The sequence below is a fragment of the Ornithinimicrobium tianjinense genome (assembly GCF_014636495.1).
Lineage (GTDB): Bacteria > Actinomycetota > Actinomycetes > Actinomycetales > Dermatophilaceae > Ornithinicoccus > Ornithinicoccus tianjinensis.
In genome coordinates this window covers 180,619-202,679 of record NZ_BMEM01000005.1, presented here as the reverse complement: position 1 = coordinate 202,679, position 22,061 = coordinate 180,619, and the positions used below count along the sequence as shown (strand labels likewise).

Here is a 22,061-nt window from a genome sequence, read left to right as displayed (position 1 = left end):
CACACTAACTCTCCGCACCGACACGCGGGGGGTTTGCCGTCAGGCCCTCCCGAACGGCGCCGTCAGCGCTCGCGCCGCGCCACGCCGGCGGCAAGGTCCTCGGCCGTCCGGCCGGCCAGCGCCTGCTGCAGGTCGGGCACGGCGGCCAGCAGCGACCGGGTGTAGGGGTGCTCCGGGGCGGCGAACAGCTGCTCCGTCGGTGCCACCTCGACGAGCTGCCCGCGCCGCATCACGGCCACCCGGTCGCACACGTGGCGCACCACCGACAGGTCGTGGCTGACGAACACCAGCGTCAGGTCGAACCCCTCGACCACCTCGTCGATGAGGTTGAGCACCTGGGCGCGCACCGACACGTCGAGCGCGGAGACCGGCTCGTCGGCGACCAGGATGTCCGGGTCCGGCGCGAGGGCGCGGGCCACGGAGATGCGCTGCCGCTGACCGCCGGAGAACTGGTGGGGGTAGCGGTCGGCCGCCTCGGCCGAGAGCCCGACCCGCTCGAGCAGCTCCACGACCCGCTCGCGGTTGCCGGACCGCCGGCCCTGCGCGACCAGCGGCTCGGCGACGATGTCGCGCACGCGCATCCGCGGGTCGAGGCTGCTCATCGGGTCCTGGAAGACCAGCTGCAGCGTCGCGCGCAGCCAGCCCAGCCGCCAGGGGGGCTGGTCGTGGACGGGGCGACCCTCGACATACACCTCCCCGGACGTGGGCCGGTCCAGCCCGCAGATCAGGCGCAGCAGCGTCGACTTGCCGGAGCCGGACTCCCCCACGATCCCGATCCGCTCGCCGCGCGCCACCGTGAGGCTCACGTCGTCGACCGCGCGCACCACCGGCGCCGGGCTCGTCAGCGAGGTGCGCCGGCGGCGGAAGTCACGGGTCACGTTGCGCAGCTCGACCGACGGCGTCTCACTCATCGCCGTAACCTCCCGCCGGGTGGACGCAGGCGTGCCCGTATGCCGTCTCGCCCGCCGGGTGCTCCCCGCGCGGCACCCAGGGTGGCTGGGTGCGGCATACCTCGTCGGCGTGGGTGCAGCGGGTGCGGAAGACGCAGCCGTCAGGGAACCGGCCCGCCGGCGGGACCGAGCCCGGGATCGTCGGCAGCGCGGCCCGCTCGCGGCGCCCCTCGGCGCCGGTGAGGTCGCTGGCGGCGACGAGGCCCTGGGTGTAGCGGTGCCGCGGGTCGCCGAACACGTCCTGGACCGGGCCGGCCTCGACGATGCGGCCGCCGTACATGACGAGGACGCGCTCACACACGGTCGCGACGACGCCGAGGTCGTGGGTGATGAAGAGCATCGCCGCGTCACGCTCCTCGACGCCGCGGACCACGAGGTCGAGCACGGTGGCCTGGACCGTGACGTCGAGCGCCGTGGTCGGCTCGTCGCAGATCAGCAGCGCGGGGTCGTTGGCCAGCGCGATGGCGAGGACGACGCGCTGACGCTGGCCGCCGGACAGCTCGTGGGGATAGGACCGGGCCAGGTGGGCCGGGTCGGGCAGGTCGACCTGCTCGAGCAGCTCGACGACGCGCCGGCGGACGGCGCCCCGGGACGGCTGCGTGCGGTGGATCAGCATGACCTCGGCGACCTGGTCGCCCACGCGCATCGTCGGGTTGAGCGCGGTCATCGGCTCCTGGAAGACCATCGAGAGGCCGTCGCCGCGCAGGCGGGCCAGGTCGCGCTCGGGCAGGTCGAGGAGGTTGCGGGTCGCCGGGGTGCGGGCCGAGAGGCGGACGTCGCCGGTCGCGGCCAGCCCCTCGGGCAGCAGGCCCATGACCGCGAGGGCGGTGAGCGACTTGCCCGACCCCGACTCCCCGATGAGCCCGACCCGCTCGCCCCGGCAGATCTGGAAGCTGACGTCGTGCAGCAGGCCGGTATGACGCGTGCCGACGCTCAGGCCGTCGACGCGCAGCACGGTGCGGTCGACGGCCGGGGCGGCGGCGGGCGCGGCTGCCACCGTCAGCCGTCCGCCAGGTGGGCGTTGACGCGGTCGACCTTCGCGGTCAGCTGGTCGGTGAAGCCGGGGCGCAGGTCCGCCTTGAGGACGAGCGAGACGCGCGGGCCGTGGGCCGCGACGGCGTCGCAGGCGGCCTTGATGACCGGCATGACCTCGTCCCAGTCCCCCTCGATCGTGGTGAACATCGAGGTCAGCTCGTAGGGCAGGCCGGACTCGCGGACGACGCGGACGGCGTCGGCGACGGCGGCGCTGACCGAGCCCGACCCGTCGGCGGAGGTCGGGGCGACGGAGAAGGCGAACAGCATGACTAGCGTCCTTCCAGCTTGGGGTCGAGCCAGTCGCGCAGGCCGTCACCGAAGAGGTTGAAGCCGAGCACGGACAGGGCGATGGCGCCGCCGGGGATCAGCGCCAGGTGCGGCGCCGCCCGGAGGGTGGTCTGGGCCTCGAACAGCATCCGGCCCCAGGAGGCCTGGCCGGTCGGGGTGCCCAGGCCGAGGTAGGCCAGGGCCGCCTCGGCCAGGATCGCGATCGCGAACGACACCGAGGCCTGGACGATGACGAGCCCGGCGACGTTGGGCAGCACGTGCCGCCACGCGATCCCCAGGGGCGAGCGCCCCGCGGCGCGAGCGGCCACGACATACTCCGAGGCCATCACGCTCAGGGCGCCCGAGCGGGTGATCCGGGCGAAGGCCGGGATCGTCGCGATCCCGATCGCGATCATGGCGACCCGGGTCGAGCCGCCGTAGAGCGCGGCGAACATGATCGCCAGCAGCAGGGCGGGGAAGGCGAGCAGGACGTCGTTGGTGCGCATCACGAGCTGACCGAGCCAGCCCGGGGTCATCGCGGCCAGGATGCCGAGGGGGACCCCGACGACCGCGGCCACGCCGACGGCGACGAGGCCGACGAAGAGGGTCGTGCGCGCGCCCACGAGGATCTGGGTGAAGACGTCGCGGCGCAGCTTGTCGGTGCCGAGCCAGTGCTCGGCGTTGGGGGTCTGGTAGGGCTCCGTGGGCAGCACCCGCATCGGTGGCCAGGGCGTCCAGACGTAGGACACGAGCGCGAGCAGGACGATGGCCGCAACGATCGTGCCGCCGATGAGCAGGGAGGGGTTGAGCGGACGACGCCGCCCGGGGGCCTCCGCGGGGCGGGTCGCCGCGACGGCGGGCAGGCCCTGGATGTCGCTCATCGTGCGCCTGCCCGCAGGCGTGGGTCGATCAGCAGATAGAGCAGGTCGACCACGAAGTTGATGACGAGCACGGCGACCACGAGCACCATGACGACGGCCTGGACGGTGAGCAGCTCGCGCTTGGCCACCGAGTCCAGGAGCAGGGAGCCCAGCCCCGGGATGACGAAGACCCGCTCGATGACGACCGCCCCGATGAGCAGGGTGGCCAGCTGGAGGCCGAGGACCGTGACGACCGGGACGGCGGCGTTGCGCAGCCCGTGCCGGACGAGGGCCTGCACCGGGCGCAGGCCCTTGGCCCGCGCCGTGCGCAGGAAGTCCTCGCGGAGCACGTCGAGCACGGCGGAGCGGATGTAGCGCGCCAGCACGGCCGCCTGGACGAGCGCCAGCGACAGCGCGGGCAGCGCCAGGCGTTGCACGAAGCCGACGGGGTCCTGGGCGGGCACGACCCAGCCGCCCGCCGGCACCCAGCGCAGCCGCACCGCGAAGACCGAGATGAGCACGATGCCGGCGAGGAAGGCCGGGATCGCGACGCCGACCTGCGACAGCGCGGACAGCGCCACCCCGTCCCAGTGCCGGTGCCGCACCGCCATCCACAGCCCGACGGGCAGGGCGATCGCCAGGGCGAGCACCATGGAGACCACCACCAGCCAGACCGTCACCTGCAGGCGGTCGGCGATCTGCGGCCCGATCGCGGCCTTGGACACGAACTCGATGCCGGGGTCGAGGCGGAGCAGCCCGCCCACCCAGTCGAGGTACTGCACGAGCACGGGGCGGTCCAGGCCGAACTGGGTCCGCAGCTGCTCCACGGCCGCCGCCGAGGCGTTGACACCGAGCGCGACCCGGGCCGGGTCCCCGGGCAGCACCCGCATGAACCCGAAGACCACGACGGAGGCGACGGCCAGGCTCAGGACGAGCACGAGCAGCCGCTGGAGGAGCCGCAGGATCATCGGCTCAGCCGCGCCCCAGCTCCGCGAGGTCGAACGACTCCTTGATGGCGTTCTCGGGCAGCCCGGTGATGTCGGGGTCGGCGACCATGAGGTTGGGCAGCAGGAAGAGGAAGTCGGCGGCGGCGTCCTCGCTGATCAGCGCCCCGGCCTCCTTCATCTTCGCGACCTGCTCCTCCTCGGTGCCGGTGTCCGCGGCCTCGAAGAGCTCCTGGATCTCCGGGGTGCCGTAGGTCGTGTAGTACTCCGGGTTGCCGAAGACGTTGGCCATGTCGCGCGGCTCGACGTGGGCCACGATCGACATGTCGAAGTCCTTGTTGGTGAAGACCGTCTCCAGCCAGGCCGAGGGGAACTCCAGCTCGTCGACCGTGACGTCGAAGCCGGCCTCCTCGAGCATCGACTCGACGACCGTGCCGCAGGACACGGCATACGGGAGGGTCGGGATCCGCAGCCGCAGCGCGGTGCCCTCGCCGCCGGCCTCGGCCACCAGCGCCTTGGCCTTGTCGAGGTCGAAGGGGTAGTCGCCGGTGCGGTCCTCGTACCAGGGGTCGGTGGGCGGCGCCATCGTGCCGATGAGCGTGCCGCGGCCGGCCCAGCAGGTGTCCATGAGGGTCTGGTGGTCGATCGCGTGACGGACGGCCTGGCGCAGCTTCAGGTCGGACAGCGGCGCGCCCTCGGACTGGTTCATCGACAGGACGACCTCGCCGTTGGTCGTGCCCTCGACGATCTGGTAGTCGCCGCCCTCGAACTCCACGAGCGACTCCGGCGCCTGGACGGTGGAGACCACGTCGATCGCGTCGGTGAGCATCGCGTTGTTGAGCGCGTTGGCGTCCTTGAAGTAGTGCATCTCCACGCCGGCGAAGTGGGGGGCCTCGCCGTGGTAGTCCGGGTTGCGCTCGAGGGTGATCATCGAGCCGCGCTGCCAGTCCTTGAAGAGATAGGGACCGGTGCCGATGGCGTCCTCGGCGAGATTGTCCGTGCCCTCGGTGTCGAACATCGCCCCGACGCGGGTGGTGAGCGCGTAGAGGAAGCGGTTGCTGGGCTGGGCGAGCGTGACCACCACCGTCGAGGCGTCGGGCGCCTCGACCGTGTCGATGACGTCGAGCTGGGCCTTGAGGCTGGTCGTCCACGCGTCGGACTTCACGCGCTCGAGGCTGAACTTCGCGTCCTCGGCGGTGAACTCGGCACCGTCGGAGAACGTCACCCCGTCCTTGAGGTGGAAGGTGTAGGTGAGGCGGTCGTCGCTGACCTCCCACTCCTCCGCGAGCGCGCCCACGATGTCGCCGGACGCCATGTCGACGGTCACGAGGGTCTCGTAGACGTTGTCGAGCAGCAGCTGCGGGATGGCCGCGCCGTCGGTGGTGGTGAAGTCGAGGCTCGCCGGCTCGGCGACCAGGCCGATGCGCACGGTCTCGTCGGAGGCACCGGTGGCGCCCCCGCTGGTGGCGGACCCCGCGTCAGGGTCGGTCCCTCCCTCGGTGTTCGTGCCGGTCCCGGCCCCGGCGTTGCAGCCCGCCAGCATCGCGGTGGCCGCCAGCATCGCTGCAGCCCGGACTCGCACTCGGCTCTTCGTCGACGAGGTCATGGCGTGAATCATGGTCCATCCCACCGACGCACCGCTACCCCACCCCCCTACCGCCCACCGAACGCGCCCGGTGGGCGAGCGGGCAGACTGGCGGCATGGATCTCCGTGTCTTCGTCGAGCCCCAGCAGGGGGCCACGTATGCCGACCAGCTGCGCCTCGCGCAGACGGCGGAGGCGTGCGGTTACTCCGCGTTCTTCCGCTCCGACCACTTCCTGGCCATGGGCCGCGAGGGCCTGCCCGGGCCGACCGACGCCTGGCTCACCCTCGCCGCGCTCGCCCGCGAGACCTCCCGGATCCGGCTCGGCACCCTCGTCACCTCGGTCACCTTCCGCCACCCGGCCCTCCTCGCCGTGCAGGTCGCCCAGGTCGACGAGATGAGCGGCGGCCGCGTCGACCTCGGGCTGGGCGCGGGCTGGTTCGAGGCCGAGCACAGCGCGCACGGCATACCCTTCCCCTCCGCGCCCGAGCGCTTCGACCTCCTCGAGGACGCGCTCACGGTGATCTCCGGTATGTGGAGCGCGGCGCCCGGGGAGCGCTTCAGCTTCGAGGGCAGGACTCTGAGGATCACCGACTCGCCGGCGCTGCCGAAGCCCGTGCAGCGGCCTCGGCCGCCGATCGTCATGGGTGGCGGCGGGAAGAGGCGGACGCCGGCGCTGGCCGCGCGCTTCGCGGACGAGTTCAACATGGCGTTCCCGACGGTGGCTGACACGGTCGCGCAGTTCGCCCGCGTCGACGAGGCCTGCCGCGCCATCGGACGCGACCCCGCGACGGTGCTGCGCTCGGTCGCGCTCGTCGCCTGCGTGGGTCGGGACGAGGCCGAGCTGCGCCGCCGGGCCGACGCCATCGGGCGCGAGGTCGAGGAGCTGCGGACCAACGGCCTGGCGGGCTCGCCGGCCGAGGTCGTCGACCGCCTCGGCACGTGGCGCGAGCAGACGGGCGCCGAGCGCTACTACCTGCAGCTGCTCGACATCTCCGACGTCGAGCACGCCGAGCTGATCGCGGCCGAGGTGATGCCGCAGCTCTGAGCCACCACGCCACGCGCTCGGTGGGGGGCAGGAACGGCCCTTGCCCCCGCGCACCCGCTGGTGCACACTTGTTACCAGGAAGTAGATACTTCGAGTACCGGATACCTGGGAGGTTGGTCGACGATGTCGTCGGGGCACTACAAGAGCAACGTTCGAGACACCGAGTTCATGCTGTTCGACGTGCTGGAGCGGGGCAAGGTGCTGGGCACGGCCCCCTTCGAGGACGTCGACGAGGAGACCGCGCGCGACGTGCTGCGCCAGGTGGCCGAGCTCTGCGAGGGCCCCATCGCGGCCTCCTTCGCCGACGCGGACCGCCACCCGCCCGTGCTCGACCCGACCACCGGCCAGGTGACGATGCCCGAGAGCTTCGTCGCGTCATACCAGGCCTGGATCGAGGGCGAGTGGTGGCGCCTGGAGATGGACCCGGCCCTGGGCGGCACCGCGGCCCCGCCCAGCCTGACCTGGGGCATGACCGAGTACGTCCTCGGCGCCAACCCGGCCCTGCGGATGTACGCCTCCACGTTCACCTTCGCCAACGTGCTCCAGCGCCTCGGCACCCCCGACCAGCAGCGGCTCGCCCAGCACATGGTCGACCACCGTTGGGGCGCCACCATGGTCCTCACCGAGCCCGACGCCGGCAGCGACGTCGGGGCCGGCCGCACCAAGGCGGTCAAGGCCGGCGACGGCACCTGGCACATCACCGGCGTCAAGCGCTTCATCACCAGCGGCACGGCCCCGTTCTACGACAACGTCGTCCACTTCGTGCTCGCCCGCCCCGAGGGCGCCGGGGTCGGCACCAAGGGCCTGTCGTTGTTCGTCCTCACCGACTACGACGTCGACCTCGAGACGGGCGAGCTCGGCGAGCGCAACGGCGTCCAGGTCGCCAACATCGAGCACAAGATGGGGCTCAAGGTCTCCACCACCTGCGAGCTGCGCTTCGGCGAGGACGAGTCGCGCCCGGCCCGCGGCTACCTCCTGGGCGAGGTCCACGACGGCATCGCCCAGATGTTCCGGATCATCGAGTACGCCCGCATGCTCGTCGGCACGAAGGCGATCGCGACGCTCTCGACCGGCTACCTCAACGCGCTCGACTACGCCAAGGAGCGCGTGCAGGGCGCCGACCTGACGCAGATGAGCGACAAGTCGGCCCCGCGCGTGACGATCACCCACCACCCCGACGTGCGCCGCTCCCTCATGCTCCAGAAGTCCTACGCCGAGGGGCTGCGGGCGCTCATGCTCTACACGGCCTCCTTCCAGGACGAGGTGCACGCCGCGCAGGACCTGTCCGGACGGGAGGCGGTCGACGCCGACTCCCCCGCCGCTCTCGCCGCCCGGGTCAACGACCTGCTGCTGCCGCTCGTCAAGGGCTGCGGCTCGGAGCGCGCGTTCACGCTGCTGGGCACCGAGTCGCTGCAGACGTTCGGCGGGTCCGGCTTCCTGCAGGACTACCCGGTCGAGCAGTACGTCCGCGACTCCAAGATCGACTCGCTCTACGAGGGCACCACGGCGATCCAGGGCATGGACTTCTTCTTCCGGAAGATCTTGCGGGACAAGGGCACTGCCCTCGGGTATGTCGCGGGCCAGGTCCTGCGGACCGTGTCGGCCCAGGCGGAGGACGGGCTGGGCGAGGTCCGCGCGGCCGTCGCCCGCGCGCTCGGCGAGGTGCAGCAGATGGTGGAGTTCATGACCGGCAAGGCGATCGCCTCGCAGGCCGAGCCGACCGAGGTGTATGCCGTGGGGCTGGGCACCACCCGCCTGCTGCTGGCCAGCGGTGACCTGCTCATCGGCTGGCTGCTCCTGCGCCAGGCGGAGGTGGCCCAGCGGCTGCTGGACGCCGGCGAGCGACCGGACGACACGGCATACCTGCAGGGCAAGGTCGCGGCGGCCCGGTTCTTCGCCGCGGAGGTGCTGCCGCGACTGGGGTCCGACCGCCGGATCATCACCGCCCCCGACACCTCGCTGATGGACCTTCCCGTCGAGGCGTTCTGAGGCTCACGGGCGGCAGGCATCGGCGCGGCACCCGGGCGCGACCCACTCCGGTGAGTGGGTTAGGCCCGGCCCTGCCCCCAGGTGCGTGCACGGACCACTCCGGTGAGTGGGTTGCGCCCGGGTCTGCTCCCAAATGCGTGCACGGACCACTCCGGTGAGTGGGTTGCGCCCGGGACCAGGTGGCCCGGGCGCTAGCCGACGTCGTGACGGCCGGGCCGGAAGACGAAGCTGCGCATCATGAGGTACATGTAGACGGCCTCGCAGGCGCCGGCGATGAGCCGGGCGGCGAGGCCGGGGACGCCCTGCGACTCCAGGAGCCAAGCGAGCCCCAGGATGAAGATGAGGTAGTTGCTGAGCACGGTGAGCACGTAGCGCCCGGTCTGGCGACCGGCGTGGCCGTGGACCCGGAAGTTGAGCCAGCGGTTGAGCACGAACGCCAGGCCGAACGCCACCACGTAGCCGGTCGTCACCGCCACCGGGTAGAAGACGCCGAGCACGCTGTCCAGGACGAAGAGGATGGTGAGGTCCACGGCATACGTGAACGAGCTCAGGACCGCGAAGCCGATCGCGGTGGACGGCACCAGCGACCGCAGCCGGCCGGGGAGCGCCGCGTGCACCCGGTCGCGCAGCTGGGCGAACCGGTCAGCGGCGGAGCGGCGCGGAGCCGTCCCGGCGACGAGCTCGGCTTCGGTCATGGCAGGCCTCTGGGCTGGGGCGCCTCGGCAACGGCGCGGGCAGGTGGACGCGGGGACAGGGACGGGACGACCCAGGTCACAGGTAGGGGACGCAGCAGAGGATAGGCGACGGGCCTGGACGCACGCTCGACGAGCGCGACGTCCAGGCCCGTCCCGGGCGCGAGGCGGTCAGAGGCTGTCGTCGCGACGACGGACGTCGGCGTCCGTGTGGCGGTCGACGACCTCGCGGTGGGTGGTGTTGGTGCGCTGGGCGTTCATCACCAGGCCGAGGAGCAGGGTGAGCACACCCGCGGCCATGAGGATGTAGCCGATCGTCGAGACCTCGATGGCGCCGAAGCTGTAGTTGACGGCGAACGCCATGATCGCGCCGAGCACGAGGAGCAGAATGCCGAGACCGAGTCCCATGTGTGTACGTCCTTTCGATGAAGGGGCGGCTGCCCTCACACTAACGCCGCAGGTCGGACGCCGCCCTCTGACGCGCTGGGACCGCTGGGACCGCTGAGGCCGGTCGCGCCCTCCGTCGCTAGAGCCGTCGGTCGTCCAGCACGGGGAAGCCGGCACGCACCGTCCGGACGAGCGCGGGGTCGATGTCGACCGACAGCACCTCCTCGCCCGTCCCGGCCTCGGCCAGCACCTCCCCGGTCGGCGAGATGACCGCCGAGCGGCCGCCCATCCGCTGGCCCGCGTGCTCGCCCGCGGTGTTGCAGGCGACGACGAAGCACTGGTCCTCGATCGCCCGGGCGCGCAGCAGCAGGCGCCACGCCTCGATCCGCGGCTCGGGCCACGCCGCCGGCACGAGGAAGAGCTCGGCGCCGAGGTCGACGAGACGCCGGTAGAGCTCGGGGAAGCGCAGGTCGTAGCAGGTGCTCAGCCCGGTCACGAGCCCGTCCGCGGGGGCCGGCAGGTCGGTGACCACGAGCTCCTCCCCCGCCTCCATCAGCCGCGGCTCACCGGCGCCGAAGCCGAACCGGTGCACCTTGCGGTAGGTCTCCAGGACCTCGCCGTCGGGGCCGAGGAGGACGGAGGTGTTCCACAGGTGGCGCCCCTGCGGGCCGGGCTCGTCGGTGCGCTCCACCACCGATCCTGCGTGCAGGACGGCCCCGGTATGGCGTGCCGCCTCCGCGAGCGGCGCGAGGGCCGGCGGGAGCGCGGCCCCCGAGAGGGACTGGCTGCGCGCCTCCCACTCCCGCGCGGCGAACCCGCCCGCGCTCCACAGCTCGGGCAGGACGACGAGGTCGTGGCCGGCGCCGTGCGTGCGCACCAGCCCGGCGACCCGGGCGGCCCGCTCCTCGACGGACTCGTCGGCGCCCTCGCCGTAGGCGACCTGGATCACGGCGATCTTCATGGGCGTGTCCCCTCCTGGGCGTCGTGGTGCACCTGTCGATCGTGGTGCACCTGTCGGTCGTGGTCGGCAGCGCGGCCGCGCTGTCCGATGGCCGCGAGCCGGGCGTTGTAGGCCGCCAGCTCGGCGTCGTTGTCGCGCTCGGCCTGCCGGTCGGAGCGTCTGGCCTCACGGTCGTCGCGGCGCATCCAGTCGACCGCGACCATGAGCATGAGGATGACGGTGGGCGCCTCGCCGATCCCCCAGGCGATCATCCCGCCGAGCTGCTGGTCGGCGAGCAGGTCGGGCACCCACGGCACCTGCAGCGCTTTGAAGAAGCCGGGCGCGAGCAGCCAGCTGCCCTGCATGATCGACAGGCCGAAGAACGCGTGCGCCGCGAGCGTCGCGAGGAGCACCATCACGCGGAAGGGCGCCGCCCACTTCGGCGGGCCGGGGTCCTGGCCGACCAGCGACCACACGAACGCGTATCCGGTGAGGCTGAAGTGGACCACCATGAACACGTGCCCGGCGTGCGTGGTGAGCGCCCACTCCAGGAGCCCGCTCCAGTAGAAGACGACGAGGCTGCCGAAGAACATCAGGCCCGCCACGGCCGGGTTGACGACGACCCGGGCCCACGCGGAGTGGACCACCGCCAGCAGCACCTCGCGCGGCCCCAGCGTGCGGTCGCGGCGTGCCGGCAACGCCCGCACGGCCAGCGTGATGGCCTGCGCCGGCACCAGCAGGATCGGGACGAACATCATCAGCGCCATGTGCTCGACCATGTGGACCGAGAACATCACCCGGCCGTAGACGCCCGGCCCCCCGTTGGTCACGTAGACGAACAGCCCCCAGCCGAGGGCCCACAGCAGCAGCCGCCACAGCGGCCAGCGGTCACCCCGGGCCCGCAGGCGCAGCGTCCCCCAGAGGTACAGACCCACCGCGACCAGCGCCGCCAGGGAGAACAGCCAGTCGACCCGCCACTCGGTGACCATCGCGCCCCACGACCACGGCTCCGGCAGCGGGTAGCCCGTCAGGTCGACGACGACGTCGCGGACGGCCGGCTCCGAGACCGGCGGCGGGGTCCGCCCGAGGACCACCCCGAGCCCCACGGCCGCGCCCATCAGCACCAGCTCACCGACGGCCAGCCGGGCGAACCGCGCGGCGCTGTCGACCCCGCGGGAGACCACGGTGCGCCGCTGCAGCCAACCACCCACGCCGAGCAGGACGAGCAGCCCGGTCTTGATCATCAGGATGGTCCCGTATGCCGTGGCGAGCCCGGCCGGTCCCCCCACCGACCCTGTCGCGAAGAGGATCCCCGACAGGGCCACCGTCGGGAAGGCCCACGCCGCCAGGGTCGAGAAACGCCGGACGGTGTCCGGCAGCGCCGGGCCGAGCACCGGCAGCAGCAGCGCCAGCGCCATCAGCCCGCCCACCCAGACGCTGAGCCCGAGCACGTGCAGCCCCAGCCCGGTGACGGCGGTCTCGTGACCGGTGGCGGACGTGGAGTGACCGGCGAAGGCGGCCGGCACGAGCGAGGCGACGGCGAGCGCGGCCGACCACGCCAGCGCGCCCCGGGTCCGCGCCCACAGCAGCAGCACGACCAGCGCCGAGACCAGCCCCAGCTCGGTCGTGAGCAGCCGCATCGGCTCCAGCGGCCAGGCGTTCGCGACGACCTGGCCCAGGTAGCCCGGGGTGCCGGGCGCGAGCCCGGCGAGCTCGCCGTAGGTGAGGTAGAGCGTCACCGCCGTCGCGACGAGCCAGACCAGGGCGGAGGCCTCCGCGGCCCGTGCCGCGGTGCCCCGCCGGTCGGTGGTGCGGCCCTCCCGCACGAGGAAGGCACCGACGACCAGGAGCCCGACCGTGAGCGCGGCGGCGAGCGAGTGCACGACGCCGACGAGCGGCATACCCCACCGGACCAGCGGTCCGGCGTCGCCGAGGATCACGGGCGCCGCGGCACCGGAGAGGCCGGCGGCCGGCACGGCCACGAGGAGAGCGACCAGCAGGGCCACGACCGGCACGCCGCGGCCGCCGAGCACCCGGCCGGGGGCTGCGGTGGCGGGCGGGCGGGCGCTGGCGGTGGGCATGCCCTCCATGCTAGGTCCGGCCGGTGGACGGGCAGCCGGCCGCCCGTGGCACAATCGAAGGTCGCAGCAGACAGGGTGGCCGGCGTGCCGGGGTCAGCTGGATCCACATCGGCGGTCGGGCCTGCGCTGCGACCCGTGACGACACCGATGTGAGTGAAGAAGAGGACTGATCTGCATGCGTAGCACCGTTCTGACCGCCGCCACCCTGGGCCTGACCCTGTTCCTGGCCGGCTGCGGCGCCGACAGCACGACCGCCGGCTCGGCGGGCGTCGACGAGGCGAGCACCACCACCGCGGCGGACGACGCCGCCGCCACCAGCGGGGCCACGGACGCGGCGATGACCGACGAGGTCTGCGCCGCGTTCTTCCAGAACGTCCCAGTGAGCCTGGCCGAGCGCGCCGAGAAGGACCGGGCCCTCCTGGAGTCCGGCGAGACCCTCGACCCCGCCTCCTTCGGCGAGGTCAACCTGCTCAAGCAGCGCATCGAGGATCTGGGCGCCGAGGGCGACCAGGGGGCGCTCGTCGAGCGCATCAACGCCCCGTTCGTCGAGGCCTCCGACGCCGTCCTGGACGACCCGGAGAAGTCCCCGACCGACGCCGAGATCACGCTGCCGGAGATCGACGTGACCGACTCCGCCGCGGCCCAGGAGGAGTTCCTCGCCTCCTGCTCCGGCTGAGCCTGCGGGCCACCGGCCCGCACCGCGGCGCGACCACGGTCCGCGCCGAGCGACCGACGCCGTTCACCCTCCGGGGTGGGCGGCGTCGCCGCTAGCCTGAGGGTATGCCGGTCCATCCATCGCCCCCGTCCGACGTGCCCGGCCTGATCGAGGCCTACCGACAGACCCTGACCTCCTTCGCCGCCGTCTGCGACGGGCTGAGCGAGACCGACTGGGACAGCCCGACCGCGTGCCCGGGCTGGACCGCCCGGGACCACCTCGCCCACGTGGTCCACCACGAGGACTACCTCTCCGGCTCCGACCACCCCGCAGGCGCCTCGGCGCAGCCCGGGGACACTCCCGAGCACGTCGTCAACGACTTCGGCGCCTGGAACGAGGAGGGCATCCGCGCGCTGCGCGACCGTGACCCGGCCGACCTCGTCGCCGAGCTGCGCGGGCTCGTGGAGCTCCGGTCGGCCCAGATGTACGACCCCGACCTCACCCTCGAGACCCCGGTGCGTAGCGTCATGGGCGAGGAGCTGCAGTTCGGCCCGCTGGTGGCCCTCCGACTGGCGGACGTGTGGAACCACGAGCAGGACCTGCGCGAGGTGGTCAACCGGCCCGGCTCCCTGGACTCCCCCGGCGCGAGCCAGTTCGTCACCTTCGTCCTCGACTCGCTGCCCCGCGTGGTGGTCCGGCGGGTGCGCCCCGAGCCGGGCACGGTCGTCATCCTCGAGAGCACCGGGCCGGTCCTGGGCCGGGCCGGCGTCCGCGTGGGCACCGACGCGGACGGCGAGCTCGTCGGCCACGTGCTCTTCACCGGCCACACCGAGTCCGAGGACGCCCACCCGATCGTCCACGAGCGGGACGAGCAGGAGAGCGCCACCACCATCTCCCTGTCCACCCACGAGCTCACCCGCCGCGCCGCGGGTCGCCGCTCGACGGAGGACACGGCATACCAGGTGGTCGGGGACGAGGACCTGGCGCGGCGCGTGCTCGACGCGCTCACGGTCACCCCCTGAGGTCCGTATGCCGCACGTCAGGCAGGGTGCGCCCGAGCCTCATCTCGGGCTGGCGCTCGGGGGCGGCGGGGCCCGGGGGCTGTGCCACATCGGGGTCCTCGGGGTGCTCGAGGAGCTCGGCATCCACCCCGACGTCGTGTCGGGCACGAGCATGGGCGGCCTGGTCGGGGCGTTCGTGGCGGCCGGCTACACAGCGGCCGAGATGGACGCCCTCGCGCGCGACATGCGCTGGGCCCGGCTCATCGACTGGCGCATCACCGGCCGGCTGATGAGCACCCGCGCGTTCGAGACCTGGCTGGAGGAGCGGCTGCCCGCGAGGTTCGAGGACCTGGAGCTGCCCCTGGTCCTCACCGCGAGCGACCTGCGCCGGGGGCAGATCCACTACCTCAGCGAGGGCGACCTCATCCCCGCGATCCGCGCGACCACGGCCTACCCCGGCTTCGTCGAGCCGGTCGAGCTGCCCGAGGCCCAGCTCGTCGACGGCGGCATCCTCAACCAGATCCCGGTCGACGGGGCGCTCTTCCTCGGCGCCCGGCGGGTGCTGGCGGTCAACGCGACGCCGCTCGTCGCCGTCGAGGCCACGGGCGAGGCCCCGCGGCGCCACCGGGCCGCCTTCCGCGAGATCATGCGGTCGATCGACGTGATGCAGGCGCAGCTGACGTCCGCCCGGCTGTCGTTCTACCAGCCCGACGTGCTGCTCGACCCGGCGATCGACGGCGTGGAGATCGGCGACTTCCACAAGGCCGGTCTGGCGATCGACGCCGGCGCCGCGGCGGCGCGCGAGCGGGCGGAGGACCTGCTCAGGCTGGTGCCACCGGTCGGCTGAACACCCGCAGCGCCACCCCGAACGCCGCCACCACGGCCACGCACGCCCCCGCGACCCAGACCCCCGGCTCCCAGCCGACCGCGAGGTCGAGCAGCAGCGCCAGCGCGGCGATCCCGAGCGCCACCTGCCCGGCGGTCCGCGTCGCCCGGAACTGCGCCATCCGCTCCCGCTGGTCCGCCTCGTCCCCGGTGAGCAGCCGCGCCGCGGGGGTGAGCCGGCGCGTGACCGAGTGGAGCGCGGCATACCCGAGGAAGAACGCGGCTCCCGCGGCCCCCACCCGCACGTTGCCGCGGGAGGCGCCCAGGAGGAGCACCGCCGCGGCGGCGGCGGTGCAGAGGACGGTGAAGAGGCGGTCCTTGAGGCGGGGGCGGGAGGCCATGAGGGTCACGGTATGCCGTCGCCGGCCGGGACGACCGTCGCGCTCTCGCCCGCATCGTCCAGGAGGAGCGAGGCCGCCATCCGCTCGGTGGCGCGCTCCATCAGGGCGGCCATCCGTTGCTGCGGGGTGGTGCCCGTGACGACGGCCATCCAGCTCGTCCCGGGCGTGGGCACGAAGGCCTGCGTCGTGCGGGCCGTGGAGCCCGCCCCGGGCACCACCTCGGTCCCGGTGTCCGCGACACCGGACTGCAGCACCCCGACGGAGTGGGCGCCGGCGAACTGCCGCGTCTGACCCGAGCTCTGCGCCATCAGCTCGGCGAGCTCGGTGTCGGCCTCGAGCGGCCACGTGCGCACCCAGGCCAGGGTGAGAGCGCCCATGAGCATCTCGCCGGTGTCCTTGTCGTACCCCGCATCGGCCGCGACGAGCACGGCACCGCCGACGCGAGCCTGGGTCCCCACGTCGGTGAGGGCCTGGCGCAGCGCGACCTGCTGCGCCGGCGGCAGGTTGGACCAGCCGGGCGTGGCCACGCACATCGCCTCGACGTCCTGCGCGAGCTGGTCGGCCCGGAGCACCTTCCAGCCCGGAGGCACCTCGATGCGATAGCGGAAAGGTGGTCTCCCCACCCCCGTGCTCGCCCCGGGAGCCCCCAGCTCCGTCCATGCGGTCCGACCCTCCTGCGCGTCCATGGGCGACAGTCTGACCCATGGCAGGGGCCTTCCTGAACCGCGTTTGCCCCACTCTGCCCCGCGTGCGAGAGTGTCCCGCGGGACGACGGACGTTGCGGGACGTGGGAGGGCAGGGCCGATGGTGGAGGACGCGAGCGTGGCCAACCCGCTGCGCGCCGAGCTGGAGGACCTGCTGCGCCAGGCTCGCCGGGCGAGGGGGTCGGTGCCGTCGATGCGGGGGCCGCTGGAGGCCGTCGGCGACGGGCAGGCGTGGCGCAGCCCGGCGGCGCGCAGGTTCCGTGACAACCACCTCCAGCCGGTGTCCTCCACCCTCTACTCCCAGCTCGACAGGGCCCTCGAGGACATCGAGGCGGCGCGGGACGCCCAGCCGAGCATGGTCAGCCCGGAGCGGGCCGACGCCCTGCGCGCGAGGTACGGACTGCGATGAGCACGGTGCACATCGACCACAGGGCGCTGCACGGCGTGAACGCCGACCTGCGGCGGGTGGTGTCCAGCGTCGACGAGCACGTCCGCGCCCTGCGCTCCGACCTGGTGCGGCTGGGCGTGCCGACCCACCACCTGGACGCCGCCCTGGGTGCCAAGGCCGACCTGGCCGCCGACGTCCTGCCCGCGCTGCGCGGCCGCGAGCGCGAGGCCGAGCGGATCGCGAGCCTGCCCTCGTCGGGGGCCCTCCGCGACTCTCTCGCCCGTCGTGAGCTCCGCGTCGACGAGCAGCCGGCCCGGCCGGAGGAGACGTCGATCAGCGCGCTCACCGGGGGCTCCGTGCCTCCGGCGGCACCCACGCAGTTCGTCCCGGAGCAACCGGCGGAGCCTGAGCCCGACGAGCCCCCGCTGCTGTCGGTCGGCGGGCTGCGCCGGCTCGGTGGCGACATCCTCGGCGGCATCCGCGACGGCGCGGAGTGGCTGGCCGGGCAGATCAGCGACGCCTGGGACACCCTCGCCGAGGAGGTCTCCAAGGCCTGGGAGGCGATGGCCTCGTGGTGGGACGAGACGTCCGGCCAGCTGGGCGCCTGGATCGACGAGAATCTCGCCGAGGTGCGCGAGTGGATCAAGAACAACGTCATCATCCTGCGCATCGTGGCGATCGTGCTCAAGGTGGTGGGCTGGATCCTGGTCGTCGTCGGGGCCGTCCTGCTCATCCTGGCGGTGATCGCCAGCCTCACCGGGGTCGGGGCGCTGGCCGGGGTCCCCGGGGCCGGGGTCGCGCTGGCCATCATGAGCGGCGGCGCCGCGCTGGTGGGTGCCGGCGAGATGGTCGACACGATCGCCGACTGGGGCGAGGGGAAGATCGACGGTCAGCAGCTCGTCCAGCAGCTGGCGGGCGAGGCGCTGCTCACGGCGGTGACCTCGGTGATCCCTGGCGGCGCCATCCTGCGCGTCGCCAAGAAGGCGCTCCAGGGCCTGCTGCCACGTCTGCGCCGTCAGCTCGACGACTTCTTCCGGGGACTCGGCCCCGGGTCCGGGCCGGGCAGCTCCCGACCCCCGCGCGGCCCGCACGTCGACATCGACGAGCTCCCCGCGTGGATGCAGCCCAAGCCGGTCGACCGCACCGGTCCCGACGGGCACCTCTACCCCGACGGCTTCAACCCCTACGGCTCGCTGTCGGAGCAGGAGTTCTACGACACCTACGTCAACGCCCAGGGCGGCGGCTGGCGCTACCCGCCCGACGACGGCTTCGCCGGGCCGCGCATGCCCAGCACCCTGGAGCCGGGCGACGTCATCGACCGCTTCGGCAGCCCTCAGGGCGGCTACTTCGCCGCGCCCGAGGGCGTCCCCTTCGACCAGCGTGCTCTGCCGCCCTCGAGCATCAACTACAGCTACGGGCGCTACCGCGTGGTGAGGCCGCTCGACGGGGTCACCGAGGGCGAGATCGCCCCCTGGTTCGAGCAGCCGGGCGGCGGCCTGCAGTACCACTTCCCCGAACCACGGGACATCCAGTGGTACATCGATAACGGCTACCTGGTGGAGATCGAGAGCCCGTGAGCAACGAACCCGACCCCCTGTCCGTGACCACCATGGCCGAGCTGCGCGCGTTCCTCGTCGCGCTCGGGCGCAGCCCGGAGGACGTCGGCTACGCCGACGACCGCAACCAACGGCGCGGGACCGGCGAGAGGCTGCTGTCGCGGGCGTCGGACGGCGGCTGGACGGTCGCGAGCTACGACCGGGACACGGTCTACAACCCTCGCTGGTTCGCCACCGAGCGCGAGGCTGTCCAGCAGCTGGCCGCCGAGTCGCTCTCGCTCGCGCGCCGGCGGGTCCGCCTGACCGAGGCCGAGGCCGCCGAGCTCGACGCCACCCGAGAGGCCAGGCTGCAGGCCGTCCTGGAGCGGTCCCGTCGCGCCCGCGAAGCGCGGGGCGAGGTATGACGCCCGCTGAGCTGCAGGGCCTGCTGTCCGACGCCCTCCGTCAGGCCGGGCACCCGGCCTCCGCGGCCGTCGTCTGCCCGCCTCCCGACCGCACCGCTCCCCTGCCGCCGGAGGGCCCCTGGGTGGTGCTCCCGCTGGAGGGCTGGTCGGTGGGCGGGGTGTCCCGTGGTGCCTACCGCCCCTACCGCCACCTCACGGAGGGGCACGAGGTCATCGCGCTCGTCCTCGGGCTGCTGTCGCCCACGACGTCCCCGCGCGGGGTGGACCGGACAGATCTCGCGGAGCGGGGGCGACGCACCGCGCGCGCGATCGCCGCGCGCTGCCTCGAGCGGCAGGGTGCGGCCGGTCCCGCCGCGCTGGCCGCCGGAGACGTCATCGAGGTGGTCGGCACGCCCAGTGCTCACCACGCCTACGCCTACGGGACCCCGTTCGAGCACCGCTCCCTGCCTCCCACGGCGCTCGGGGCGCCCCGTCACGTCTACGAGGTGCGGTCAGCGCTCTCGCTGTCGACGGAGGGTCTGACGGCCGCCTGGTTCGAGCAGCCCGGAGGCGGCCCGATGGTCGCGCTGGGCTACCCCGTGCAGTGGCACGTCGAGCAGGGCGAGCTGCTCGAGGTCACCCCCGTCTGACGCACTGCGCCGTCCCGGCGACGTCCCGGCGACCACGGCGCGGACGTTCAGACCGGCACTTTCCGTGTCGCTCCCCACACGGCCCCACAACCACGCGGCGCAGACGGGGCCGGCTCCCACAGTGCCGGTTTGAACGCTCGGGCGAGAGCGCAGCACCCCTCCAGCGGCCCGGGCACAAGGCCCGGGCCACCCGCGCCGCGTCTCAGCCCCAGACCAGCGCCCGGGCCGGGTCCTCGATGAGGCCGGCGAGGTCGGCGAGGAACATCGAGCCCAGCTCGCCGTCGATGAGGCGGTGGTCGAAGGACACGGCCAGCTGCGTGACCCAGCGCGGCTCGATGCGCTCGTCCGCACCGGAGCCGACGACCCACGGCATCCGCCGGACCGCGCCGAAGGCGACGATCGCCGACTCGCCGGGGTTGATGATCGGGGTGCCGGTGTCGACGCCGAAGACGCCCACGTTGGTGATCGTGATGGTGCCGCCGGACATGTCCGCGGGCTGAGTGCGGCCGGCCTTGGCGGTGGCGACGAGGTCCTGCATCGCCTCGGCGAGCTGGCGCAGGTCCATGAGGTCGGCGTCCTTGATGTTCGGGACGACGAGCCCGCGCGGGGTGGCGGCGGCGATGCCGAGGTTGACGTAGTTGCGCTGCACGATCTGCTGCGCCGCCTCGTCCCAGACCGCGTTCATGCCCGGGTTGCGGCGGACGGCGATCGTGAGGGCCTTGGCCAGGATGAGCAGCGGGCTGACCTTGAGGTCGGTCATGCCGTAGGAGCGGTCCCGCTTGAGGCGCTCCACGAGCTCCATCGTCGCGGTCGCGTCGACGGTGATGAACTCCGTGACGTGCGGCGCCGTGAACGCCGAGCTCACCATCGCCTGCGCCGTCATCTTGCGCACGCCCTTGACGTCGGTGCGCTCCTCCCGCTCGCCCGTGCGGTCCAGGACCGGCCTCTGGTATGCCGTCGCTCCAGCAGGTGCGCCGGCGCCGGTCGGCGCGGCCTGGCCGGTCGCGGCGCCCTGGCCGGCCGGGGCAGCGAGCTCGGCGGCCGCGTGCTGCGCCGACGCGCTGGCGGCGCCGCCGGCGAGGTAGGCGTCGACGTCGGAACGGGTCACGACGCCGTCCTCACGAGCGGGTGCGACCTGGGTGAGGTCGACGCCGCGGTCCTTGGCGTACTTGCGGACCGGCGGGCTGGCCTTGGCGCGGCGGGGCCGGGCGGCGGCGGCGTCGTCCGCGGCCTGCGCGGTCTCGGCCGCCCCGCCACGACGGCGACGCCGGGTGGTGGCGGTCTCGATCGCGCCGTAGCCGACCAGCACGGCCTCCCGCTTGGGGGCCTCGCCCGCGGGCCCGGCCGGGGCGCTGGGCACGAGGTCGGCCGCGGCCGCCTCGGCCTCGGCCTGCGCCGCAGCGGCGCCGCCGCCGTCACCGTTGTCGATGACGATGATCGGCGTCCCGACCTCGACCTCCTGACCCTCCTCGGCCAGGATCGCGGTCACCGTGCCGTCCCAGGGGATGGGCAGCTCGACGAGCGACTTGGCGGTCTCGACCTCGACGACGATGTCGTTGGTCCGCACCGTGTCGCCGACGGCGACCTTCCACTGGATGATCGTGGCCTCGACGAGACCCTCGCCGGGGTCGGGCAGCTTGAACTCGGGCACGGGACGCCTCTTTCGGGTCGGGCTCGGAAGCGGTCAGTAGGCCAGGACGGTCTCGACGGCGTGCAGGACGCGGTCGAGGTCGGGGAGGAAGACCTCCTCGTGCCGGCTGGGCGGGTAGGGGATGTTGTAGCCGCCCACCCGCAGGACGGGGGCCTCGAGCTGGTAGAAGCAGTGCTGCTGCACGTGGGCGGCCAGCTCGGCGTGGATCGAGGTGTTGGTCTGCGCCTCCGAGAGCGTGATGCAGCGGCCGGTCTTGGTGACCGACGCCTCGATCACCTCGGTGTCCAGCGGCGACAGCGAGCGCAGGTCGACGACCTCGATCGAGGGGCCGTCCTCCAGCTCGGCGGCCTGCGCGGCCGCGAGCGCCACCTTGACCATCGGGCCGTAGGTGAGCACGGTGACGTCGGTGCCCTCGGCGCGCACGACGGCCTGGTCGAGGTCGTAGGGAGCGTCCGCCAGGTCCGGCAGGCCGCCGCCCAGGTCGAGCACGCCACGCTCGTGGTAGCGGCGCTTGGGCTCGTAGAAGACCACCGGGTCGTCGGAGGCGATGGCCTGCTGCATCATCCAGTAGGCGTCCTCGGTCGTCGAGCAGGTGACGACGCGCAGGCCGGCGGTGTGGATGAAGTAGGACTCGTTGGACTCGCTGTGGTGCTCGACCGCGCCGATGCCGCCGCCGTAGGGGATGCGGATGACCATCGGCAGCTTGAGCTTGCCGAGCGAGCGGTAGTGCATCTTGGCGACCTGGCTGACGATCTGGTCGAAGGCCGGGTAGACGAAGCCGTCGAACTGGATCTCGACCACGGGCCGGTAGCCGCGCAGGGCCAGGCCGATCGCGCTGCCCATGATCCCGGACTCGGCCAGCGGGGTGTCGACGACGCGGTCCTCGCCGAAGTCCTTCTGGAGGCCCTCGGTGATGCGGAAGACGCCGCCGAGCTTGCCGATGTCCTCGCCCATGAGCAGGACCTTGGGGTCGCGCTCCATCGCGGCCCGCATGCCGGCGTTGAGCGCCTTGGCGATCGTGGTCCGCTGCGCCGTCGAGGTGGGGGTGGTGGTGCTCATCTCAGTCTCGCC

General features: G+C 73.2%; 23 protein-coding genes. 9 read left to right on the top strand and 14 right to left on the bottom strand.

Translation table 11 applies throughout. The annotated features are described in order from the left end of the window. Positions 1–62: 62 nt before the first annotated feature. From IEV65_RS15950 to IEV65_RS14290, 6 genes are read right to left on the bottom strand one after another with little or no spacing between them, the layout of a single operon-like run. On the bottom strand, positions 63–911 hold the full coding sequence (locus IEV65_RS15950; RefSeq protein ID WP_188431942.1) for an ATP-binding cassette domain-containing protein: 849 nt from the start codon (positions 909–911) through the stop codon (positions 63–65). Beyond that, on the bottom strand, positions 904–1,947 hold the full coding sequence (locus tag IEV65_RS15945; protein WP_308642584.1) for an ABC transporter ATP-binding protein: 1,044 nt from the start codon (positions 1,945–1,947) through the stop codon (positions 904–906). The genes IEV65_RS15950 and IEV65_RS15945 overlap by 8 nt, the downstream gene beginning before the upstream one ends. 2 nt (positions 1,948–1,949) lie before the next feature. Continuing rightward, entirely contained in the window at positions 1,950–2,252 is a 303-nt protein-coding gene (locus tag IEV65_RS14305; RefSeq protein ID WP_188431941.1) for an MTH1187 family thiamine-binding protein, read from the bottom strand. Between the two features lie 2 nt (positions 2,253–2,254). Continuing rightward, positions 2,255–3,133, bottom strand: coding sequence for an ABC transporter permease (locus IEV65_RS14300; RefSeq protein ID WP_188431940.1), 879 nt, complete (start codon positions 3,131–3,133; stop codon positions 2,255–2,257). Continuing rightward, entirely contained in the window at positions 3,130–4,080 is a 951-nt protein-coding gene (locus IEV65_RS14295) for an ABC transporter permease (protein WP_188431939.1), read from the bottom strand. Before IEV65_RS14295 ends, IEV65_RS14300 begins: the two co-directional genes overlap by 4 nt. A gap of 4 nt (positions 4,081–4,084) precedes the next feature. Beyond that, on the bottom strand, positions 4,085–5,617 hold the full coding sequence (locus tag IEV65_RS14290) for an ABC transporter substrate-binding protein (RefSeq protein ID WP_229735303.1): 1,533 nt from the start codon (positions 5,615–5,617) through the stop codon (positions 4,085–4,087). Positions 5,618–5,757: 140 nt separating this feature from the next. Between IEV65_RS14290 and IEV65_RS14285 the strand changes: the two genes are divergently transcribed. Both IEV65_RS14285 and IEV65_RS14280 read left to right on the top strand, forming a co-directional pair. Next, positions 5,758–6,687, top strand: a complete 930-nt coding sequence (locus IEV65_RS14285; protein ID WP_188431936.1) for an LLM class F420-dependent oxidoreductase — start codon at positions 5,758–5,760, stop codon at positions 6,685–6,687. A 123-nt stretch (positions 6,688–6,810) separates the two neighbouring features. Then, positions 6,811–8,676 carry an acyl-CoA dehydrogenase gene (locus IEV65_RS14280; RefSeq protein WP_188431935.1) on the top strand — a complete coding sequence of 622 codons (1,866 nt, stop codon included), beginning with the start codon at positions 6,811–6,813 and terminating at the stop codon, positions 8,674–8,676. 191 nt (positions 8,677–8,867) lie between these two features. Here IEV65_RS14280 and IEV65_RS14275 read toward each other — a convergent pair whose 3' ends face one another. The 4 genes from IEV65_RS14275 to IEV65_RS14260 all read right to left on the bottom strand — a co-directional run bounded on the left by IEV65_RS14275 (position 8,868) and on the right by IEV65_RS14260 (position 12,776). Next, positions 8,868–9,371, bottom strand: coding sequence for a GtrA family protein (locus IEV65_RS14275; RefSeq protein WP_229735302.1), 504 nt, complete (start codon positions 9,369–9,371; stop codon positions 8,868–8,870). A 168-nt stretch (positions 9,372–9,539) separates the two neighbouring features. After that, entirely contained in the window at positions 9,540–9,776 is a 237-nt protein-coding gene (locus tag IEV65_RS14270; protein WP_188431934.1) for a DUF6458 family protein, read from the bottom strand. A 118-nt stretch (positions 9,777–9,894) separates the two neighbouring features. Next, the gene (locus IEV65_RS14265) at positions 9,895–10,716 is read right to left on the bottom strand and encodes a carbon-nitrogen family hydrolase (RefSeq protein ID WP_188431933.1); all 822 of its coding nucleotides are present in this window, start codon (positions 10,714–10,716) and stop codon (positions 9,895–9,897) included. Continuing rightward, complete coding sequence (locus IEV65_RS14260; protein ID WP_188431932.1) at positions 10,713–12,776, bottom strand: bifunctional copper resistance protein CopD/cytochrome c oxidase assembly protein; 2,064 nt, start codon at positions 12,774–12,776, stop codon at positions 10,713–10,715. Before IEV65_RS14260 ends, IEV65_RS14265 begins: the two co-directional genes overlap by 4 nt. 175 nt (positions 12,777–12,951) lie before the next feature. On the opposite strand from IEV65_RS14260, the gene IEV65_RS14255 reads away from it, so the two are divergent. The 3 genes from IEV65_RS14255 (at position 12,952) to IEV65_RS14245 (ending at position 15,279) form a co-directional block, all read left to right on the top strand. Continuing rightward, on the top strand, positions 12,952–13,452 hold the full coding sequence (locus tag IEV65_RS14255; protein WP_188431931.1) for a hypothetical protein: 501 nt from the start codon (positions 12,952–12,954) through the stop codon (positions 13,450–13,452). Positions 13,453–13,556: 104 nt separating this feature from the next. Continuing rightward, entirely contained in the window at positions 13,557–14,453 is an 897-nt protein-coding gene (locus IEV65_RS14250) for a maleylpyruvate isomerase family mycothiol-dependent enzyme (RefSeq protein WP_188431930.1), read from the top strand. A gap of 7 nt (positions 14,454–14,460) precedes the next feature. Next, positions 14,461–15,279: a patatin-like phospholipase family protein gene (locus tag IEV65_RS14245; RefSeq protein ID WP_188431929.1), complete on the top strand. Its 819-nt coding sequence runs from the start codon at positions 14,461–14,463 to the stop codon at positions 15,277–15,279. Here the strand turns inward: IEV65_RS14245 and IEV65_RS14240 are convergent. Beyond that, positions 15,254–15,658 (bottom strand): hypothetical protein, encoded by a 405-nt coding sequence (locus IEV65_RS14240; protein WP_188431928.1) that lies wholly within the window; start codon positions 15,656–15,658, stop codon positions 15,254–15,256. The genes IEV65_RS14245 and IEV65_RS14240 overlap by 26 nt on opposite strands. 5 nt (positions 15,659–15,663) lie before the next feature. Continuing rightward, the gene (locus IEV65_RS14235) at positions 15,664–16,344 is read right to left on the bottom strand and encodes a hypothetical protein (RefSeq protein ID WP_188431927.1); all 681 of its coding nucleotides are present in this window, start codon (positions 16,342–16,344) and stop codon (positions 15,664–15,666) included. Positions 16,345–16,462: 118 nt separating this feature from the next. Here IEV65_RS14235 and IEV65_RS14230 point away from each other — a divergent pair, with 118 nt between their 5' ends. Genes IEV65_RS14230 through IEV65_RS14215 form a run of 4 tightly spaced genes read left to right on the top strand, consistent with a single transcriptional unit; the run spans position 16,463 to position 19,339 of the window. Beyond that, a complete protein-coding gene (locus tag IEV65_RS14230; RefSeq protein ID WP_188431926.1) occupies positions 16,463–16,771 on the top strand; it encodes a hypothetical protein in 309 nt (102 codons plus the stop codon). After that, positions 16,768–18,327: a glycohydrolase toxin TNT-related protein gene (locus IEV65_RS14225; protein WP_188431925.1), complete on the top strand. Its 1,560-nt coding sequence runs from the start codon at positions 16,768–16,770 to the stop codon at positions 18,325–18,327. The genes IEV65_RS14230 and IEV65_RS14225 overlap by 4 nt, the downstream gene beginning before the upstream one ends. Then, positions 18,324–18,710 (top strand): hypothetical protein, encoded by a 387-nt coding sequence (locus IEV65_RS14220; RefSeq protein ID WP_188431924.1) that lies wholly within the window; start codon positions 18,324–18,326, stop codon positions 18,708–18,710. Before IEV65_RS14225 ends, IEV65_RS14220 begins: the two co-directional genes overlap by 4 nt. Beyond that, on the top strand, positions 18,707–19,339 hold the full coding sequence (locus tag IEV65_RS14215; RefSeq protein ID WP_188431923.1) for a TNT domain-containing protein: 633 nt from the start codon (positions 18,707–18,709) through the stop codon (positions 19,337–19,339). The genes IEV65_RS14220 and IEV65_RS14215 overlap by 4 nt, the downstream gene beginning before the upstream one ends. 202 nt (positions 19,340–19,541) lie before the next feature. Here the strand turns inward: IEV65_RS14215 and IEV65_RS14210 are convergent, their stop codons facing one another. Then, positions 19,542–20,990 (bottom strand): dihydrolipoamide acetyltransferase family protein, encoded by a 1,449-nt coding sequence (locus IEV65_RS14210; protein WP_188431922.1) that lies wholly within the window; start codon positions 20,988–20,990, stop codon positions 19,542–19,544. Positions 20,991–21,023: 33 nt separating this feature from the next. Continuing rightward, on the bottom strand, positions 21,024–22,049 hold the full coding sequence (locus IEV65_RS14205) for an alpha-ketoacid dehydrogenase subunit beta (RefSeq protein WP_188431920.1): 1,026 nt from the start codon (positions 22,047–22,049) through the stop codon (positions 21,024–21,026). Between the last annotated feature and the right edge of the window lie 12 nt (positions 22,050–22,061).

Bases quoted from the DNA above. Each gene is read 5' to 3' on its own strand.
- IEV65_RS15950 (WP_188431942.1), bottom strand. From the start codon at position 911: ATGAGTGAGACGCCGTCGGTCGAGCTGCGCAACGTGACCCGTGACTTC.
- IEV65_RS14305 (WP_188431941.1), bottom strand. From the start codon at position 2,252: ATGCTGTTCGCCTTCTCCGTCGCCCCGACCTCCGCCGACGGGTCGGGC.
- IEV65_RS14300 (WP_188431940.1), bottom strand. From the start codon at position 3,133: ATGAGCGACATCCAGGGCCTGCCCGCCGTCGCGGCGACCCGCCCCGCG.
- IEV65_RS14295 (WP_188431939.1), bottom strand. From the start codon at position 4,080: ATGATCCTGCGGCTCCTCCAGCGGCTGCTCGTGCTCGTCCTGAGCCTG.
- IEV65_RS14290 (WP_229735303.1), bottom strand. From the start codon at position 5,617: ATGCTGGCGGCCACCGCGATGCTGGCGGGCTGCAACGCCGGGGCCGGG.
- IEV65_RS14285 (WP_188431936.1), top strand. From the start codon at position 5,758: ATGGATCTCCGTGTCTTCGTCGAGCCCCAGCAGGGGGCCACGTATGCC.
- IEV65_RS14280 (WP_188431935.1), top strand. From the start codon at position 6,811: ATGTCGTCGGGGCACTACAAGAGCAACGTTCGAGACACCGAGTTCATG.
- IEV65_RS14275 (WP_229735302.1), bottom strand. From the start codon at position 9,371: ATGACCGAAGCCGAGCTCGTCGCCGGGACGGCTCCGCGCCGCTCCGCC.
- IEV65_RS14270 (WP_188431934.1), bottom strand. From the start codon at position 9,776: ATGGGACTCGGTCTCGGCATTCTGCTCCTCGTGCTCGGCGCGATCATG.
- IEV65_RS14265 (WP_188431933.1), bottom strand. From the start codon at position 10,716: ATGAAGATCGCCGTGATCCAGGTCGCCTACGGCGAGGGCGCCGACGAG.
- IEV65_RS14260 (WP_188431932.1), bottom strand. From the start codon at position 12,776: ATGCCCACCGCCAGCGCCCGCCCGCCCGCCACCGCAGCCCCCGGCCGG.
- IEV65_RS14255 (WP_188431931.1), top strand. From the start codon at position 12,952: ATGCGTAGCACCGTTCTGACCGCCGCCACCCTGGGCCTGACCCTGTTC.
- IEV65_RS14250 (WP_188431930.1), top strand. From the start codon at position 13,557: ATGCCGGTCCATCCATCGCCCCCGTCCGACGTGCCCGGCCTGATCGAG.
- IEV65_RS14245 (WP_188431929.1), top strand. From the start codon at position 14,461: ATGCCGCACGTCAGGCAGGGTGCGCCCGAGCCTCATCTCGGGCTGGCG.
- IEV65_RS14240 (WP_188431928.1), bottom strand. From the start codon at position 15,658: ATGGCCTCCCGCCCCCGCCTCAAGGACCGCCTCTTCACCGTCCTCTGC.
- IEV65_RS14235 (WP_188431927.1), bottom strand. From the start codon at position 16,344: ATGGACGCGCAGGAGGGTCGGACCGCATGGACGGAGCTGGGGGCTCCC.
- IEV65_RS14230 (WP_188431926.1), top strand. From the start codon at position 16,463: ATGGTGGAGGACGCGAGCGTGGCCAACCCGCTGCGCGCCGAGCTGGAG.
- IEV65_RS14225 (WP_188431925.1), top strand. From the start codon at position 16,768: ATGAGCACGGTGCACATCGACCACAGGGCGCTGCACGGCGTGAACGCC.
- IEV65_RS14215 (WP_188431923.1), top strand. From the start codon at position 18,707: ATGACGCCCGCTGAGCTGCAGGGCCTGCTGTCCGACGCCCTCCGTCAG.
- IEV65_RS14205 (WP_188431920.1), bottom strand. From the start codon at position 22,049: ATGAGCACCACCACCCCCACCTCGACGGCGCAGCGGACCACGATCGCC.